Consider the following 15,374-nt stretch of genomic DNA (forward strand, 5'->3'; position numbering starts at 1 on the left):
CCGTCCGGAGCTGTTCTACGTCTGCATCGAGGGCAGTGCCGGTGGTGCAGTCAGCTCGCGGCCTCGCCGAAGTACAGCCGCTCGAGCGCTGCAACGTCGAGAGACGATACGCCGTCGACCATCTCGGCCTCGCCCTGGCGGACCTGCAGAATCCTGTCCGCGACCTGGAAGAGCTCGGTGGCCCGCTGCTCGACGATGACCATGCTCAGTCCGGTCGCCTTGAGGGCGTCGATGCGCTCGAACAGCCGCTGGGACATCACGGGCGCCAGGCCGAGGGTCGGTTCGTCGAGCAGGAGCACCTTGGGCTTGGACACCAGCGCCCGGGCGACGGACAGCATGGCTGCCTCGCCTCCACTGAGGGTCTGGGCGTCCTGGTTCGCCCGCTCGCCCAGGACCGGGAAGAGCTCGAAGGCCTCGTCCAGCCGTTCGCGGCGATCCCGCGCCCGCAGGCCACGGGAGGGGTAGGTGCCCAACTCGAGGTTCTCTCGCACGGAGAGCCCCGGCAGGATGCCGCGGCCCTCCGGGCTCAGCCCCAGCCCGAGCCTGACGTGCTCGGCGACAGGCTTGCCGGTCACGTCCTTCCCGTCGACGACCACGCGACCTGCGGAGGGTGTCACGATCCCCATGACCGCGTTGAGCAGGCTGGACTTGCCGGCGCCGTTGGCGCCGATGATGCCCAGCACTTCACCGTCGGCGACGTCCAGGGACACCCCGCGTACGGCGTGCACCGACCCGTAGGTCACGTGGACGTCGTCGACGCTCAGCAGAGGCTTCACGGTGTTCCGGCTTCCTAGCGCTGGGGCGAGAAGACGGCCTCGGCGGTGCCGTCCGCGTGGATCCGCGCCATGTAGTTGGGGTTCGAGGCCATGCCGTTGTGGTCGTCCTCGGTGTAGTCGTACGTCGCGGTCGTGCCCTCGTACGGGCCGAGGTCGATCAGGGCCTGGCGCACGTCCTCACCGTCGGTGGAGCCGGCCTCCTCGAGCGCCTGGACCGCCAGGAAGATCGCATCCCAGCCGCGGCCCGCGTAGTTCGGGTCGGTGATGCCGGCGTCGACGGACATGAAGGTGCGCATGGCGTCGTTGCGCTCGTCCTCGGGCAGGGACTCGAAGACCTGGAGCGGTGCGGCCACGTCGAAGACGGCGTCGTAGACCTCGGCGGTCTGCTGGAGGGAGGCCTCGGAGTCGAGCCCGAGGATCATCGGGATGTCCGAGCCGGCGTCCTCGAGTGCGCGCGCGGCGATGATCTGGGTCGGGCCGGCCGAGAGCTTGATCAGCGCCTGCGGGTCGTCGGCGAGCAGGCCGGTGACCTGGGCGCGCAGATCGACGGCGTCCGTGGCGTGCTCGGCGGCGCCGGTCAGCGTGATGCCGGCGTCCGCGAGCTGCTCCTCGAGGTACTCCAGCTGGAGCAGGTTGTACGGCGTCGGGTCGTGCATGACGGCGACCCGCTCGATGCCCTGCTCCTGCAGGTACTCCACCCGCGTCGCGGTCTCGAAGTTCACCGGGATGATCGTCGAGAAGGCGTAGTCGGCGCCGTCCTCCGGAAGGATCGAGGCGACCACGTACGGCGCCTTGCTGGTGGATGCGATCGGGGCGACCGCGGCCGTCACCGCGGAGCTGAAGCCGCCGATGAACGCGGCGGGGGAGGAGGCGTCGAGACGCTGGAAGCCCTGGACGCCGCGCTGCGGGTCGGCCGCCGTGTCGCGGACCTCGAGCTTGAGGTCCTTGCCGTCGACCCCGCCGTCCTCGTTGATCTGAGCCACGGCAGCCTCGGCGCCCGCGAGGAGCTGGCCGTCGAGGGTCTTGGTGTAGGCCGTCTGGTCGACGAGCACCGCGATGACGAGCTCACCGGACGACGAGCCGTCGCCACCGGACTCGGTGTCATCGCCGCCGAGGTTTCCGCAGGCAGCAAGGGTGCCTACGAGGCCCATCACGGCGACCGCGGAGAGCCGGCGAGAGAGGCGTGAACGCTGGGACATGGGTGTTCCTTCCAGAGGGGTGGTGTAGCGGGTCAGTACTTCACAGCGACACGACGGGAGAAGATCCCGTTGGGCTTGAGCAGCAGCAGCGCGACGAGCACGAGGAGGAGGATGAGCTCCAGGTAGGTCGTGCTGATGTACAGGGCGATCAGTGCCTGGCCGATGCCGACGACAAAGCCGCCGAACAGTGCCTTCTTCACGTCCAGGAGGCCGCCCATGATCGCGGCAATGAAGCCGTTGATGTTGTAGACGTGCGCGCTGCTCCACGTCGCGACCTGGATGGGGGCGATCAGCACGCCACCCAGGCCGCCGAGCAGTGCGGCGCCCACGAAGGCGACGATGGCGATCCGCTCCGGGCTGATGCCCAGCATCCGGCTGGTGCTCCTGTCGGTGGCGACCGCGCGCATCGCGGTGCCCAGGAGGGTCTTGGTGAGGAAGAGACCGAGCAGGACCGTGGCGAGCACCGCGACGACGACGATGCACAGGACCTGGCCGTCGACCCGGATCGAGCCGAGACGCAGGTCGGGCACCCCCGGCACGGGCGGAACTCGCCTCGGGTCGCTGCCCATCACGTTCAGCACGATGTTCTGGACGGCAAGGAGGAACAGCAGTGTGGAGAGGATGACGATGAAGTCGCTGGCACCACGACGCCAGAGCGGTAGGACGAGCCCGCCCACCAGCACGAGGCCGCCGAGCCCGGCGACCAGGACGCCCACCAGCGCCGCGAGCGGGAGGGGGAGTCCCCACTCCTCGCTGACGTAGCCGGCGCCCATTCCGCCGAGCATCACGAAGGCGCCCTGGCTGAAGTTCATCACGCCCGTGGTGCGGTAGATGAGCGTGAACCCGACGGCGACGAAGCCGTAGACACAGCCCAGGCTGAGGCCGACCAGCAGGATGTCGATCATGAGCCCTCGCTCTCCGCAGTGGCGCGAGAGGCGCCGAAGTAGGCCTCGGCGACGGCCGGGTCGGCCCGCACCTCGGCAGGAGCGCCGTGCCGCAGCACGCGTCCGAAGTCCAGCACCGTCACGTGGTCGCAGAGCCGGAAGACCAGCTCGACGTCGTGCTCGACGATGACCAGGGTCACGCCCTGGTCGCGGACCGCGAGCAGGGTCTTCTCGAGGTGCCGCGTCTCGGTCTGGTTCAGGCCGGCCGCGGGTTCGTCGAGCAGGACGACCGTGGGCCGGGTGGCCAGCGCCCGCGCGATCTCGAGGAGCCGCAGCTGGCCCCCGCCGAGCTCGCGCGGGTACGCGTCGGCGGCGTGGTCGAGCCCGGTCGTGGCCAGCAGCGTGTCGGCGAGCTCGGCCGCCTCGCGCTCCGAGCGCCGGACCCGGGGTGTCGTGACGAGCGAGGAGAGGAGGCCACCGGAGGAGCGCAGGTGCGTCCCGGCGACGACGTTCTCCCGCACCGTCGAGGTGTGCAGCGGTCGGGTGGTCTGGAAGGTACGCACCAGCCCGCGAGCCGCGATCCGGTGTGGAGCCATCCGTGTGATGTCCGCGCCCTCGAAGACCACGGAGCCCTGATCGGGTGCCGAGAAGCCGGAGATCGTGTTGAACAGCGTGGTCTTGCCGGCGCCGTTGGGTCCGATGACCCCCGCGATGTCGCCGGGTCCGACCTCGAGGGCCACGTCGTCGATGGCGCGGACAGCACCGAAGGAGCGGGTGAGGTTCCTGACCGACAGCATGCTGGTCATGAGGCACCTCCGCGGTTGCGGGCGAGTCCGGTGGAGGGAGTGCCGCGCGGTGCCAGGAGTCCGGAGGGACGCACGATGAGGATGACCATGAGCAGGAAGGCGAAGATCGTCGGCTGCCACTCCTGGACGGACGACGGGAGCGCCTCGGGGATCGAGGTGACGATGACGGCCCCGATGACGGCACCCCAGACGGAGCCGGAGCCGCCGATGAACAGCATCATGAAGAACGTCAAGATCGTCGCGAAGCTGAAGCTCTCGGGGCTGATGTAGCTGGTCGTGTGGGCGAACAGCGATCCGGCGACGGCGGCGAACACCGCGGAGACCACGAAGGCCGACAGCTTGTAGCGACGGACATCGATGCCGATGCTCTGGGCCGTCGCCTCGTCGCTGGCGATGCCGCGCAGGGCCCGTCCGTACCGCTTGAACTGCAACCGGTAGGCCGCCACGATCGCGACGAGCAGGACCAGACCGACAGCCCAGAACTTCAAGTACGGGACGTCGATGGCCAGACCGCCCAGGGTCAGCGGGGGGATGCCCCCGATGCCGGTGAACCCGTGTGTGTACGGCGACGCGACAGCGAAGGAGTAGAAGCCCAGCCCGATGCCGAGGGTCGCCATGGCCAGGAAGTGGCCCTGCAGGCGGAGCGTCGGATAGCCGATCGCCAACGCCACGAGGATCGCCAGGACCACGCCCAGGAGGATGCCGAGGTAGGGGTTCAGCCCCCAGGAGGTGGTGCTCAGCGCCGACACGTAGGCGCCGATGCCGTAGAAGGCGTTGTGGCCGAAAGAGATCTGGCCGGTGTAGCCGACCAGCACGTTCAGCCCCAGCGCGACGATGGCGAAGATCGCCGCCTGGGTGGCCACGGTGAGCAGGTAGGGCTGACCGTAGACGCCGGTCATCGCGATGACGACCGCGACGGCGCCGAGCGTCAGCAGGAAGGTGGGACGTCGCCTCGGGGGCGAGGTGACGCTCTCGGGCCCGGACCCGTCGTCCGGGATCGTGGGATCCCCGGCCGCAGCCCGTTCGTCGGAAATCGTCATGCGACTGCTGCCTCCATGAGAGCCGGCACGATCTGTTCGTGGATGAGGTCGAGTTGCTCGAGGTCGTCAGTGAGCGGACCGAGGATGAAGTAGTCGACGCCGTTGGCGGCGAGCTCGCGCAGCCGGTTGAGCTGGTGGTCGAGGTCTCCGAGCAGGTAGCACTGCTGGAGGTGCTCGTAGGAGCGATGGGTGCCGAACGCACGGATCGCCAGGTCCTGCTGCGCGTCGAGGGCCTGCTGCCGCGTCAGGCCGGGACTGACGTGGATGAAGTTGCAGTGGGCCATCGTGAAGCTGCCGGCATCGACTCCCGCGGAGCTGAAGGCCGCCTTCACGACGTCCATGTCACGGAGCAGGAGCTCCTGGTTGCCGGCCGCGCGGGAGATCCATCCGTCGGCCTTCAGGATGCGGTTGAGCACCGACGTGGGCAGGTAGTCCTTGTCGGGAGACTTGGGGTCCGGCATCTTCGCGCCGCCCGAGACCCAGACCTCGGGCGGGGTCAGCGGCCGCGGACGGATCGTGACGTCGGAGAAGTCGTAGTGCCGCCCGTGGAACGAGAAGTCGTCCTCGGTGAGCAGTCCGCGAACGGCCTCGATCACCTCGTCGGTGCGGGACCCGCGCTCGGCCAGCGGAACGCCGACCGCATCGAAGGTCTTCGCATCCCACCCAGGCCCGGTGCCGAACACGAAGCGGTCGTTGGAGAGCTGGGCCAGGGTCGCGATCTGCTTGGCGAGCAGCACCGGGTTCCGAAGCGGCGCGACCGAGATGCTCGTGCCGAGACGGACCCGGCTCGTGAGCGCTGAGGCGTAGGTCAGCGTCGACATCGGGTCCATCCAGCTGGTGCCGTACAGCCCGGGGGCGGTCAGCAGGTGGTCCACGCACCAGATGTCGAAGTCGAGCTCCTCGCACCGGCTGATGTAACGCCGGAAGTTCGCGATGTACCGCTCCTGGGCCTGCCGGTCGGTCGCCGAGGCGCTGAACGACGGGAAGTAGATGGCTACGCGCACGCGGATGCTCTCTCCGTGAAGTGGCGCCGGCGCGCGGCGTGCGACGGTCGTCGACGATGCGGGCGGCGTTTTGGCGAAGAATGTTGGCTCCTAAATTGGATCCAACATTGGAAACATACCAACTCGATGTGACGGCGGCAACACCGATCGCACGTCCTTTTCGACGCACGTCCGGACGGGGCCTGTCCGGCGACGCGGCGTCCGCCGGCGACGCGGACTCAGTCGCCCAGACTCAGCATGTGCCCGAGGTGGGCCGGTACGGCGGAGCGGTGGTCGTCCATGACCCGGACCGCCCCCTCGAGGTCATGGGCGCGCAACGCCTCGAGCAGGGCCTCGTGCTCGCGGACGACGCGGCGGCGCGCGGACTCGTCATAGAGGTAGTAGGAGCGGTAGGCCTCGGTCAGCGTCCAGATCCGTTGGATCTCGGCCACCACCAGGTCCATGTTCGCGAGCGCGAAGAGGGTGAAGTGGAAGTCGTGGTTGAGCTGGCGCATGCTCGCCACGTCCAGCGAGTCGAGGGCCACAGCCAGGTCGGCGTTGATCCGCTCGAGGTTCGCGAGCTGCTCCTCGGTCAGCGGTGGTAGTGCCCGCAGCAGCTCGCTCTCCAGCGCGTGGCGCATCAGGTAGGTCTGCTGCAGCTCGCTGGTGGTCAACCGCTTGACCGAGTAGCCGACGTTCGGCTCGTGGTGCAGGATGCCCTCGCTCTGGACGATCCGCAGCGCCTCGCGGACGGGGGCACGGCTCACTCCGAGCCGCGAGGCGAGGGCCTCCTGGCGGATAGCGTGGCCCGGCAACAGCTCGCCCGAGGCCAGCATGTCGTGGATCTTGCCGACGACGGTCGTCACGACACTGCCCGCGGCGTCGGACTGACTCACAGGTGCCTCCATCGGGTACGCGAGGGTGGGGGCCGGCTGGCTCCGCCCGGACAGTATCCAATCTTGTAGCCAGTTCCACCTAGGGTTCGGGGTGGCGGCTTGCCAGGCCGAAGATTGTTGGCCTACATTGGATCCAATATTGCAGCCAGTTGCGTAGGAGCTCATCCATGTCAGAACGACACGGCGGCCACCTGGCCGCCGCGGCGCTGCTGAGGCAGGGCGTCGACACCGTCTTCACCCTCTGCGGCAACCACACGCTCGCACTCTACGAGGGTCTGATCGACGCCGGCATCAAGCTCGTGGACACCCGCACCGAGGCGGGCGCGGTGATGGCCGCGGACGCCTACGCCCGGGTGACGCGCCGTCCGGGCGTCGCCCTCGTCACCGGGGGGCCCGGCCACACCAATGGCCTCACCGGCCTGATCACGGCGCACGCGTGCAGCAGCCCTGTTGTCCTGCTCAGCGGGCAGACCGACCTGGCCCTGACCGGCAAGGGCGCCCAACAAGAGATGGACCAGGTCGCCACCGCCGCACCCCTGTGCAAGTGGTCGCGCATGGCGGGGTCCGTCGAGGAGCTGCCGGTGCTGATCGACGAGGCGTTCGACGTGGCCATGAGCGGCTCGACCGGCGCGGTCCACCTCAGCCTGCCGGCGGACATCGTCGCCCAGCCGACCGTGGCCGAGCTCCCGGCGCCCGCCGCGCGGACGGAGTCCGCAGCGCTCCCGCACGAGGCCCTCGCCCGGATCGCGGAGCTCCTGGCGACGGCGCAGCGCCCGGTCGTGATCGCCGGGTCCGGGGCCTACATGGCCCGAGCCGAGGACGCACTGACCGGGCTGCTGCGCGCCAGCGGCCTCCCGCTTTTCACCATCGACCTCGCCCGCGGCATGGTGCCCGACGCCGAGCCCGGGTCCCTGGGGTACGCCGACGCCTCGCTCAGCGACCGCGCCAAGCGGATCCGCGACGCCGACGTCGTCCTGCTCCTCGGCAAGACGCTCGACTTCCGCCTGCGCTTCGGCGACGCCGGCTTCGTGGGCGACGACTGCGCGGTGCTGGACATCCACGCGCCCGGCGCAGACGTCGACTCCAACCGGAGCCGCGCGATCTCCGTCGAGGCTGACATCGCCGCCGCGGTCGAGGTGCTCGCGGCCGACGCGGCCGGCCGTACCTGGGACCACGCGTGGCGGGCCGAGCTCGCCGCGATCGCGCCCGTCGCTGACGTCGACGGTCTCGACGTCGCGGGCAGCGAGACCCCCGGGCTGCACCCGCTGCTGGTGGCGCGCGAGCTCGAGAGGGTCCTGCCGGACTCCGCGGGCCTCGTCATGGACGCCGGTGACTTCGTCCAGTGGTGCCGCGGAGTCCTCACCGCCCGTGGCCCGGGCCGCTGGCTGCGCCTCGGTCCGATGAGCACCTGCGGTGCGGGCACCCCGCTGGCGCTCGGCCTCAAGGCCGCCCGCCCCGATGAGCCCGTCGTCCTCGTGACCGGCGACGGCAGCTTCGGCTACTACCTCATCGAGTTCGAGACCGCTCTCCGGCAGGGGCTGCCGTTCGTCGCGATCGTCGGTAACAACAACGCCTGGGGACTGGAGTACAACCTCCAGCGCGGGCTCTACGGCGACGACTACGTCGTCGCGTCCGAGCTCACCGCAGTGCGCTACGACCGGGTCATCGAGGCCATGGGTGGATACGGCGAGTACGTCACCTCCGTGGCCGAGCTCGGCCCGGCCATCGAACGGGCGATCGCCAGCGGCAAGCCCGCCTGCATCGAGGTGCCCGTCTCGCGCGACCCCAGCCCGCTCACCAACGCCGTGATCGCTCGCGGCGGCCAAGTCTGACCGAACAGGAGCTCACCATGCCGTTCATCACGGTCGAGATGACTGCGCGCAGCGTCGACGAGCGCCGGGCGTTCGCCCAGGCCGTCGTGGAGGCCGCCGGGACCCATCTCGGCGCGCCCGTGGACCGGGTCCGGGTCCGGTTCGTGGAGATCAAGCCCGACGAGCTGTTCCGCAACGGCGCCCTCATGAGCGACGGCGAGGCCGGCAGCTGATGCCCCGAAGGCCCCTCGAGGGGATCCGCGTCGTAGACATGAGCACCACCTTCACCGGTCCCTACTGCACGATGCTGCTGGCGCAGTGGGGAGCGGACGTGGTCAAGGTGGAGGCGCCGGGCGGCGACGTGGTCCGGTACATCGGCGACGTCCGACAGCACGGGATGGGTCCGGTCTTCCTCAACGTCAACCAGGGCAAGCGCGGCATGGCACTCGACGTGAAGCGCCCGGGCGGCGTCGAGGTGCTGCACCGGCTGATCGCGGGCGCCGACGTCTTCGTGCACAACATGCGGCCCCCCGCCGCCCAGCGCCTGGGCCTGGGCCGCGAGGCGGTGCTGGCCGCCAACCCCCGGCTCGTCTACTGCGCGATCCGGGGGTACGGCGCGGGCGGCACCTACTCGGACCGCCCGGCGTACGACGACGTGATCCAGGCCGGCTCCGGCATGGCCGCCGTGCAGGGCGGCACGGGCCAGCCGGAGTACGTCCGGCACGCCGCCGCCGACAAGACGGTCGGCCTGATGGCCGCAGCCTCGACGCTGGCCGCGCTGCACGGCCGGGCGGTCTCGGGGGAGGGGTGCGCCATCGAGGTGCCGATGTTCGAGACCATGACCAACTTCATGCTCCTCGAGCAGCAGGGCGGCCTGGCCTTCGACCCGCCGGACGGACCGCCCGGCTACCCGCGGACGGAGTCCCCCCATCGGCGTCCGGCCCGGACCCGGGACGGGTTCCTCGCGGTGATGGTCTACACCGACGCCCAGTGGCGGTCGTTCTTCGCCGCCATCGGGCAGAAGCACCTCGCGGACGACCCTCGCTACCGCACGATCCGCGAGCGCACGCTCCACATCGACGAGCTCTACGCGCTGGTCAACGAGCACATGAAGACCCGCACGACAGCCGAGTGGTCGACGATCCTCGACGAGTACGGCATCCCGTCCGGCCCGGTCAACACGATCCCCGAGCTGTTCGAGGACCCCCACCTCGTCGAGACCGGATTCTTCGAGGTGGTCGAGCACCCGTCCGAGGGTTCGCTGCGCCTGCCCCGGCACCCGGTGCCGATCGGCGACGACGCGCCCGCGGTCCGCCCCGCGCCGTTGCTGGGTCAGCACACGCTGGAGGTGGCGCGCGAGCTCGGGCTCACCGAGGCCGAGATCGACGAGCTGGTGGCCTCGATGACCTTCCCGGGTGTCGCGTCCGGTTCCCGAACCCCGCAGCCGCGGGACGACCACGACGCAGCGTTGCACTGAGAGGCGGCCAGGATGGCTGAGACAGGACCGTACGACGGCCGCGGCGCGGCCAGCCCGCAGTGGTGGCCCTCGCGGTACGGACCGGACGACACCGCCGGGTCCGCGAACGAGCTCACGCCGGAGCGGACGCTCCGGGCGCTGACGATCCCGCGGACCGGCGAGGTGGTGCAGCTGGCGCAGCCGCTCTCGCCCGAAGCCCCGTTCTACCAGGGACGTGTGTTCGAGCAGCGGATCCTGGCGCACAAGACGCTCCAGCCGATCGCTCCCGAGGGCTCGGCTGTCACGACGTTCGAGGAGATCGTCACGCTGGGCTTCCAGGTCGGCACGCACCTGGACTGCCTGGGGCACGTGGGGATCGCCGGCCGCCACTACAACGGGACGCACTTCAGCGAGTTCTTCTCGCCGAAGGCGCTCACCCGGTTCGGGCCGTCCGAGCTCCCGGCGTGGGTGGTGCGCGGTGTCCTCCTCGACATCGCCGGGTTGCTCGGAGCCGAGACGCTGTCGCGCGGGTTCGTCATCACGCCGGAGCATCTCGACGCCGCGTGCGAGGCCCAGGACGTGACGGTCTCCGACGGCGACGCACTCGTGCTGAACACGGGCTGGGGCCTGCACTGGGGCGACCCCGAGACGTTCAACGACGGCCAGCCGGGCATCGGCTGGGAGGCGGCGCACTGGATCAGCGAGCGTCGGGTTTCCGTCGTCGGCGCGGACAACTGGGGCCTGGAGGCGGTGCCCTTCGAGGACCCCGAGCGTCAGTTCGTCGGCCACCAGCACCTGCTGGCGGAGACGGGCACGTTCATCGTCGAGAACCTGCGGACCCAGGAGCTCGTGGAGCGCGGCGTCGCCACCTTCCTCTGGATGATGTCGCCGCTCAACGTGGCCGGGTCGAGCGGTTCCCCGGTCGCCCCGATCGCCGTCATCTGACCTTCCACACCGACGAGGAGTGACCATCGTGACCTTCCACAACCATGTCGGAGGCTGGGTCGACGCGACCGGCGGCGGCACCTACGTGCGTGAGAACCCCTCCGACACACGACGCGCGGTCGGCACGTTCGCCGACTCCGGCCCGGGGGACGTCGCGCTGGCGGCCCGGGCGGGTGCTGCGGCCCAGCCGGAGTGGGCGGCCCGCAGCGGCGTGGACCGGGGCGGGGTGCTGGCCCGGACCGCCGCGCTGCTGCGGGAGCGCAGCCAGAGCATCGGACGCGAGCTCTCGGCCGAGGCCGGGAAGCCGCCGGCCGAGGCCGCGGGCGAGGTCGAGCGGGCGGCCGACGTACTGGACTACTTCGCCGCCCTGGGGCGCCAGCCGGTGGGGAGCTCGTACGAGTCGGCCCGTCCGGGTGTCGAGCTGCGCACCCTGCGCAGTCCCCGGGGCGTGGTCGGCGTCATCACGCCGTTCAACTTCCCGGCCTTCGTCTCGTCGTTCAAGGTGGGCGCCGGGCTGATGGCCGGCAACGCCGTGGTCTGGAAGCCCTCGCCGCTCACCCCGCTGACCGGGCTGCGCATCGTGGAGGCCTTCCTCGACGCGGGCCTGCCCGCAGGTCTGCTGTCCTACGTGACGGGCACCTCCGCGGCGCTCGGCGCCGCGCTGGTGGAGGACCGGAGGATCGCGGCGGTCAGCTTCACCGGGTCGACCGCCGTGGGCCGGGCCGTCGAGGCGGCGGCGGTCGCTCGCGGGATCCCCGCCCAGGTGGAGATGGGTGGTCACAACGCACTCGTGGTGCTGGCCGACGCCGACCTGGACCGGGCGGCAGCCGCCGTGGTCGACGGCGCCTTCGGCGGTGCCGGGCAGAAGTGCACGGCCACCGGCCGGGTCTTCGTCCAGGCGGCGGTCGCGGAGCAGCTGACCGCCCGCGTGCTGGAGCTCACCGGCCGGCTGCGGGTCGGGCCGGTCGACGGGCCGGACGCGCAGATCGGGCCGCTGATCGGCCGGCAGGCGCTCGAGGCCGTCGTCACCGCGGTCGACACGGCGGTCGGCGCCGGTGCGGAGCTGCTGCACGGCGGCGGCCGGCTCACCGTCGAGCCGTGCGGGCACGGCTACTTCATGGCCCCCACCGTCCTCGCCGGAGTCCGACAGGACATGGCGATCGCCCACGAGGAGGTCTTCGGTCCGGTGGTGACGCTGACCGAGGTGGCGGACCTCGAGGAGGCCGTCGTACGCGTCAACGACTCCGAGTACGGGCTCTCCGCGGGCATCTTCACGACGAGTCTGGCCGCGTCAGAGACATTCGCGAGGTCGGTCGAGGCAGGCACCCTCAACGTCAACCTCCCGACGACGGGCGTCGAGCCCCACGTCCCCTTCGGCGGCCTCAAAGCATCCGGGAGTGGACCCAAGGAGCTCGGTCAGGGCGCCCTCGACTTCTACACGAACCAGAAGACCGTGGCGGTATTCACCCGCTGACGCGCCAGCGCCGGGCGGCCGCACGACAACGACCAGCAAGGACGGGAACCAGACATGAGTGCCGAGCAGGCATCCGGGACGCTCCGCGCCCGGGAGTGGGACCAGCAGGAGCTCGACGAGGTGCGCAGCACGGTGCGGGCCCTGGTGGACGAGTGGCTGGCCGCCGGCCGGTTCACGCCGGGCTGCGACTCCTGGCTGCGCCGGTACGACGCGGAGTTCTCCCGGGCGATGGGGGAGCGTGGCCTGATCGGCGTGTCGTGGCCCCGTGAGGTCGGCGGCGGAGGCCGCTCCGGCCTCGCCCGGCTGGTGATCACCGAGGAGCTCCTGCGGGTCGGCGCTCCGGTCGCCGCACACTGGATAGCGGACCGTCAGATCGGGCCCTCGATCCTCGCCCACGGATCGGACGCGGTGAAGGCGGCGTACCTGCCCCGGATGGCGTCGGGCGAGTGGACGTTCTGCCTCGGCATGTCGGAGACCGAGGCCGGGTCGGACCTGGCGTCGGTGCGGACCGTTGCCCGCCGTGAGGAGGGTGGGTGGCGGATCACCGGGCGGAAGATCTGGACGAGCCACGGCCACCGCGCCACCCACGCGTACGTCCTCGCGCGCACCGGGAAGTCGGAGCGCAAGCACGAGGGGCTCTCGGAGTTCATCGTCGACATGAGGGACCCCGGGGTCGAGGTGCGGCCGATCTTCGACCTGCGCGGGGAGCACCACTTCAACGAGGTCACCTTCGACTCCGTGCCCGTCGCCGACGACCACGTCCTCGGCGAGATCGGCAACGGCTGGAAGCAGGTCACCGAGCAGCTCTCGCTCGAGCGCGGCGGCATCGAGCGCGTCATGTCGACCTACCCGCTCCTGGAGGAGGCGGTCGCCGAGGTGGCCGCCCGTGAGCAGGCCCCGGCCGCCGACGCCGTCGAGATCGGGGAGGCGCTGGCGCGGCTGGCGACCCTGCGGGCGATGGCCTTCGACGTCGCCGTCGAGATCCACCGGGGGCGCGCGCCCGTGGCAGAGGCGGCGATGCTCAAGGACCTCGGCACGACGTTCGAGCGCGAGGTCAACGAGGTCGCGCGCCGACTCGTCGACCGGGAGGCCGACCTCGGCGACGGGGTGACCGGCCTGCTCGGTCAGGGGATCCTGGCGGCGCCCGGTTTCACGATCCGGGGTGGCACGACCGAGGTGCTGCGCACCCTGGTCACCCGGGGCACGGCAGTCCGAGCGAGCCGTCCGGCTCCCGGCGACGAGGCGAACCAGGACCTGCGCGAGGTCGTCGACGACGTCCTCGCCGACCGGGGCGGCGAGCCGGAGGAGCACCCGACGCCGCTGTGGAACAGCCTGGCCGACCTCGGCTGGACCGCCGTGGGCGTGCGGGAGGACGCGGGCGGCGAAGGCGGCGACCTCGCCGACGTCGCGACGATCGTCGAGGGCCTCGGTCGGCACCACGCGTCGGTGCCGCTCGCGGAGACCCTCGTGGCGCGGCGCGTGCTCGCGGCTGCGGGCCTGCCCTGGACCACGCCGGGCGCGGTGGGCGTGGTGGCCGACTGTCGTGGGAGCGGCGGAGTGCGGGTCGAGCGCACGGGAGCCGACCAGGTGGCCCTGAGCGGGCGCGTGGCCCGGGTGCCCTGGGGTCGATCCGCGCAGCACCTGGTGCTCTACGCGACCGACGCCGGCGGTGAGGAGCTGGCCGTGTACCTGCCCACTGGCCGGCCGGGTGTCGACTGGGCGGACGGCGCAAACCTGGCCGGTGAGCCGCGCGACACCCTCGTGCTCGACGGCGTCCCGGCCGAGGTCCTGCTGAGCGCCCCGTCAGCGGACACGGTGCGCGCCGAGTCGGCGCTCCTGACCGCGGCGATGCTGTGTGGAGCGCTGCAGCGGGCGTTCGAGCAGACCGTGACCCACGCGTCGACGCGGGAGCAGTTCGGCCGACCGTTGATCCGGTTCCAGGCCGTCGCGAACCTCGTCGCCGGCTTCGCCTCCGAGCTGGAGCAGGCCAGGGTCGCACTGCGACGCGCCGTGAGCGCGGCCGTGGCCGGAGACCCGGACGCCTGGACACGCGCCGCGGCGGCCCGGGTGATGGCCGGACGTGCCGCCACCGAGGGCGCCCGGGTCGCCCACCAGGTGCACGCCGCGATGGGGGTCACCCGCGAGCATCCCCTCCACCTGTCCACCCGCCGGCTCTGGTCGTGGCGGGACGAGGCGGGCACCCAGCGCTGGTGGTCCGAGCGGCTGGGCCACGAACTGCTGGGCCGGGGGCCGGACGGCCGCTGGGCCTGGATCACCGAGCAGACCGACATCAAGGAGTCACCGTGAGCCGAGTGAAGATCGAGTCCGACGGCGGGCTGCGGACGGTCACCCTGACCTATCCCGAGAAGCGCAACATCATCGACGACCAGATGCGCGAGGAGATGCGCGCCGCGTTCACTGCCGTCCGTGACGACCCGGACGCCACCGCGCTGGTGGTGGCGGGGGAGGGCACGGCGTTCTGCGGGGGCGCCGACCTGCCTGCGATCTTCGGCGACCGGTCCCGGACCGTGGCCGAGATCCGGGACGATCTCCGGCACGTGTACGACGCGTTCCTGGTCGTCCAGTCACTGGACATCCCCACCATCGCCGCGGTGCAAGGTCCGGCTGTCGGAGCCGGCCTGAACCTCGCCATGGCCTGTGACATGCGAATCGCCGGGCCCGGCGCGAAGTTCTCCGCTCCCTTCTCGCGGATCGGCCTCCACCCAGGCGGGGGCTGCACGTGGTTCCTGGTCAACGCCATCGGCGCCCAGCGCACGCTGAAGTTGCTGCTCGATGGCGGCTCCATCGCCGGCCAAGAGGCCGTGGAGATCGGGCTGGCCACCTGCCTGGAGGACGACCCGTTGGAGGCAGCGACTGCACTCGGTCGGAGGTACGCCTCCATGGACCCCCAGTTGACCCGTGACATCAAGTCAACCGTGCGGACCGCCGTCCGCGATGGATTCGAAGCGACCTTGGCGATGGAGGCGTGGGCCCAGGCGTCGTCGGCCAGCAAGCCCGCCATCCAGCAGGCGATGCAGCGCTTCCGTTAGGTCGCAGGCGTGCCCTCGCGGCGGGCCGGCCCACCTGACCCGCCGCCCGACCGC

Annotated in this window: 14 protein-coding genes; 7 read left to right on the top strand and 7 right to left on the bottom strand. The window is 71.1% G+C overall.

The window, feature by feature from the left end; translation table 11 throughout:
* Positions 1-50: 50 nt before the first annotated feature.
* From PD653B2_RS23095 to PD653B2_RS23125, 7 genes are all read right to left on the bottom strand, one after another.
* Complete coding sequence (locus tag PD653B2_RS23095) at positions 51-776, bottom strand: ABC transporter ATP-binding protein (protein WP_085874777.1); 726 nt, start codon at positions 774-776, stop codon at positions 51-53.
* 14 nt (positions 777-790) lie between these two features.
* Positions 791-1,975, bottom strand: coding sequence for an ABC transporter substrate-binding protein (locus PD653B2_RS23100; protein WP_085874778.1), 1,185 nt, complete (start codon positions 1,973-1,975; stop codon positions 791-793).
* 32 nt (positions 1,976-2,007) lie between these two features.
* Positions 2,008-2,880, bottom strand: a complete 873-nt coding sequence (locus PD653B2_RS23105; protein ID WP_085874779.1) for a branched-chain amino acid ABC transporter permease — start codon at positions 2,878-2,880, stop codon at positions 2,008-2,010.
* Positions 2,877-3,665, bottom strand: a complete 789-nt coding sequence (locus PD653B2_RS23110) for an ABC transporter ATP-binding protein (protein WP_085874780.1) — start codon at positions 3,663-3,665, stop codon at positions 2,877-2,879. The genes PD653B2_RS23105 and PD653B2_RS23110 overlap by 4 nt, the downstream gene beginning before the upstream one ends.
* Positions 3,662-4,705: a branched-chain amino acid ABC transporter permease gene (locus PD653B2_RS23115; RefSeq protein WP_085874781.1), complete on the bottom strand. Its 1,044-nt coding sequence runs from the start codon at positions 4,703-4,705 to the stop codon at positions 3,662-3,664. Before PD653B2_RS23115 ends, PD653B2_RS23110 begins: the two co-directional genes overlap by 4 nt.
* The gene (locus PD653B2_RS23120) at positions 4,702-5,709 is read right to left on the bottom strand and encodes an LLM class flavin-dependent oxidoreductase (protein WP_165763589.1); all 1,008 of its coding nucleotides are present in this window, start codon (positions 5,707-5,709) and stop codon (positions 4,702-4,704) included. Before PD653B2_RS23120 ends, PD653B2_RS23115 begins: the two co-directional genes overlap by 4 nt.
* A 218-nt stretch (positions 5,710-5,927) precedes the next feature.
* Positions 5,928-6,584, bottom strand: a complete 657-nt coding sequence (locus PD653B2_RS23125) for a GntR family transcriptional regulator (RefSeq protein ID WP_165763590.1) — start codon at positions 6,582-6,584, stop codon at positions 5,928-5,930.
* A 167-nt stretch (positions 6,585-6,751) separates the two neighbouring features.
* Here PD653B2_RS23125 and PD653B2_RS23130 point away from each other — a divergent pair, with 167 nt between their 5' ends.
* The 7 genes from PD653B2_RS23130 to PD653B2_RS23160 are packed head-to-tail and all read left to right on the top strand — an operon-like array spanning position 6,752 to position 15,320.
* Positions 6,752-8,416 carry a thiamine pyrophosphate-binding protein gene (locus PD653B2_RS23130; protein ID WP_085874784.1) on the top strand — a complete coding sequence of 555 codons (1,665 nt, stop codon included), beginning with the start codon at positions 6,752-6,754 and terminating at the stop codon, positions 8,414-8,416.
* A 17-nt stretch (positions 8,417-8,433) separates the two neighbouring features.
* Positions 8,434-8,628: a tautomerase family protein gene (locus tag PD653B2_RS23135; protein WP_085874785.1), complete on the top strand. Its 195-nt coding sequence runs from the start codon at positions 8,434-8,436 to the stop codon at positions 8,626-8,628.
* Positions 8,628-9,872, top strand: a complete 1,245-nt coding sequence (locus tag PD653B2_RS23140) for a CaiB/BaiF CoA transferase family protein (protein WP_085874786.1) — start codon at positions 8,628-8,630, stop codon at positions 9,870-9,872. Before PD653B2_RS23135 ends, PD653B2_RS23140 begins: the two co-directional genes overlap by 1 nt.
* Before the next feature lie 12 nt (positions 9,873-9,884).
* Positions 9,885-10,796: a cyclase family protein gene (locus PD653B2_RS23145; protein ID WP_085874787.1), complete on the top strand. Its 912-nt coding sequence runs from the start codon at positions 9,885-9,887 to the stop codon at positions 10,794-10,796.
* A 28-nt stretch (positions 10,797-10,824) separates the two neighbouring features.
* Positions 10,825-12,270 carry an aldehyde dehydrogenase family protein gene (locus PD653B2_RS23150; protein WP_165763592.1) on the top strand — a complete coding sequence of 482 codons (1,446 nt, stop codon included), beginning with the start codon at positions 10,825-10,827 and terminating at the stop codon, positions 12,268-12,270.
* A gap of 54 nt (positions 12,271-12,324) precedes the next feature.
* Entirely contained in the window at positions 12,325-14,577 is a 2,253-nt protein-coding gene (locus tag PD653B2_RS23155; protein WP_085874789.1) for an acyl-CoA dehydrogenase family protein, read from the top strand.
* Positions 14,574-15,320, top strand: a complete 747-nt coding sequence (locus PD653B2_RS23160) for an enoyl-CoA hydratase (RefSeq protein WP_085874790.1) — start codon at positions 14,574-14,576, stop codon at positions 15,318-15,320. Before PD653B2_RS23155 ends, PD653B2_RS23160 begins: the two co-directional genes overlap by 4 nt.
* Positions 15,321-15,374: the final 54 nt, after the last annotated feature.

It is taken from the genome of Nocardioides sp. PD653-B2 (assembly GCF_002117935.1).
GTDB lineage: Bacteria > Actinomycetota > Actinomycetes > Propionibacteriales > Nocardioidaceae > Nocardioides.

What these genes read in the sequence shown, in the direction of transcription:
- PD653B2_RS23100 (WP_085874778.1), bottom strand. Translation starts at nt 1,975, where the DNA reads ATGTCCCAGCGTTCACGCCTCTCTCGCCGGCTCTCCGCGGTCGCCGTG.
- PD653B2_RS23105 (WP_085874779.1), bottom strand. Translation starts at nt 2,880, where the DNA reads ATGATCGACATCCTGCTGGTCGGCCTCAGCCTGGGCTGTGTCTACGGC.
- PD653B2_RS23110 (WP_085874780.1), bottom strand. Translation starts at nt 3,665, where the DNA reads ATGACCAGCATGCTGTCGGTCAGGAACCTCACCCGCTCCTTCGGTGCT.
- PD653B2_RS23115 (WP_085874781.1), bottom strand. Translation starts at nt 4,705, where the DNA reads ATGACGATTTCCGACGAACGGGCTGCGGCCGGGGATCCCACGATCCCG.
- PD653B2_RS23130 (WP_085874784.1), top strand. Translation starts at nt 6,752, where the DNA reads ATGTCAGAACGACACGGCGGCCACCTGGCCGCCGCGGCGCTGCTGAGG.
- PD653B2_RS23135 (WP_085874785.1), top strand. Translation starts at nt 8,434, where the DNA reads ATGCCGTTCATCACGGTCGAGATGACTGCGCGCAGCGTCGACGAGCGC.
- PD653B2_RS23140 (WP_085874786.1), top strand. Translation starts at nt 8,628, where the DNA reads ATGCCCCGAAGGCCCCTCGAGGGGATCCGCGTCGTAGACATGAGCACC.
- PD653B2_RS23145 (WP_085874787.1), top strand. Translation starts at nt 9,885, where the DNA reads ATGGCTGAGACAGGACCGTACGACGGCCGCGGCGCGGCCAGCCCGCAG.
- PD653B2_RS23155 (WP_085874789.1), top strand. Translation starts at nt 12,325, where the DNA reads ATGAGTGCCGAGCAGGCATCCGGGACGCTCCGCGCCCGGGAGTGGGAC.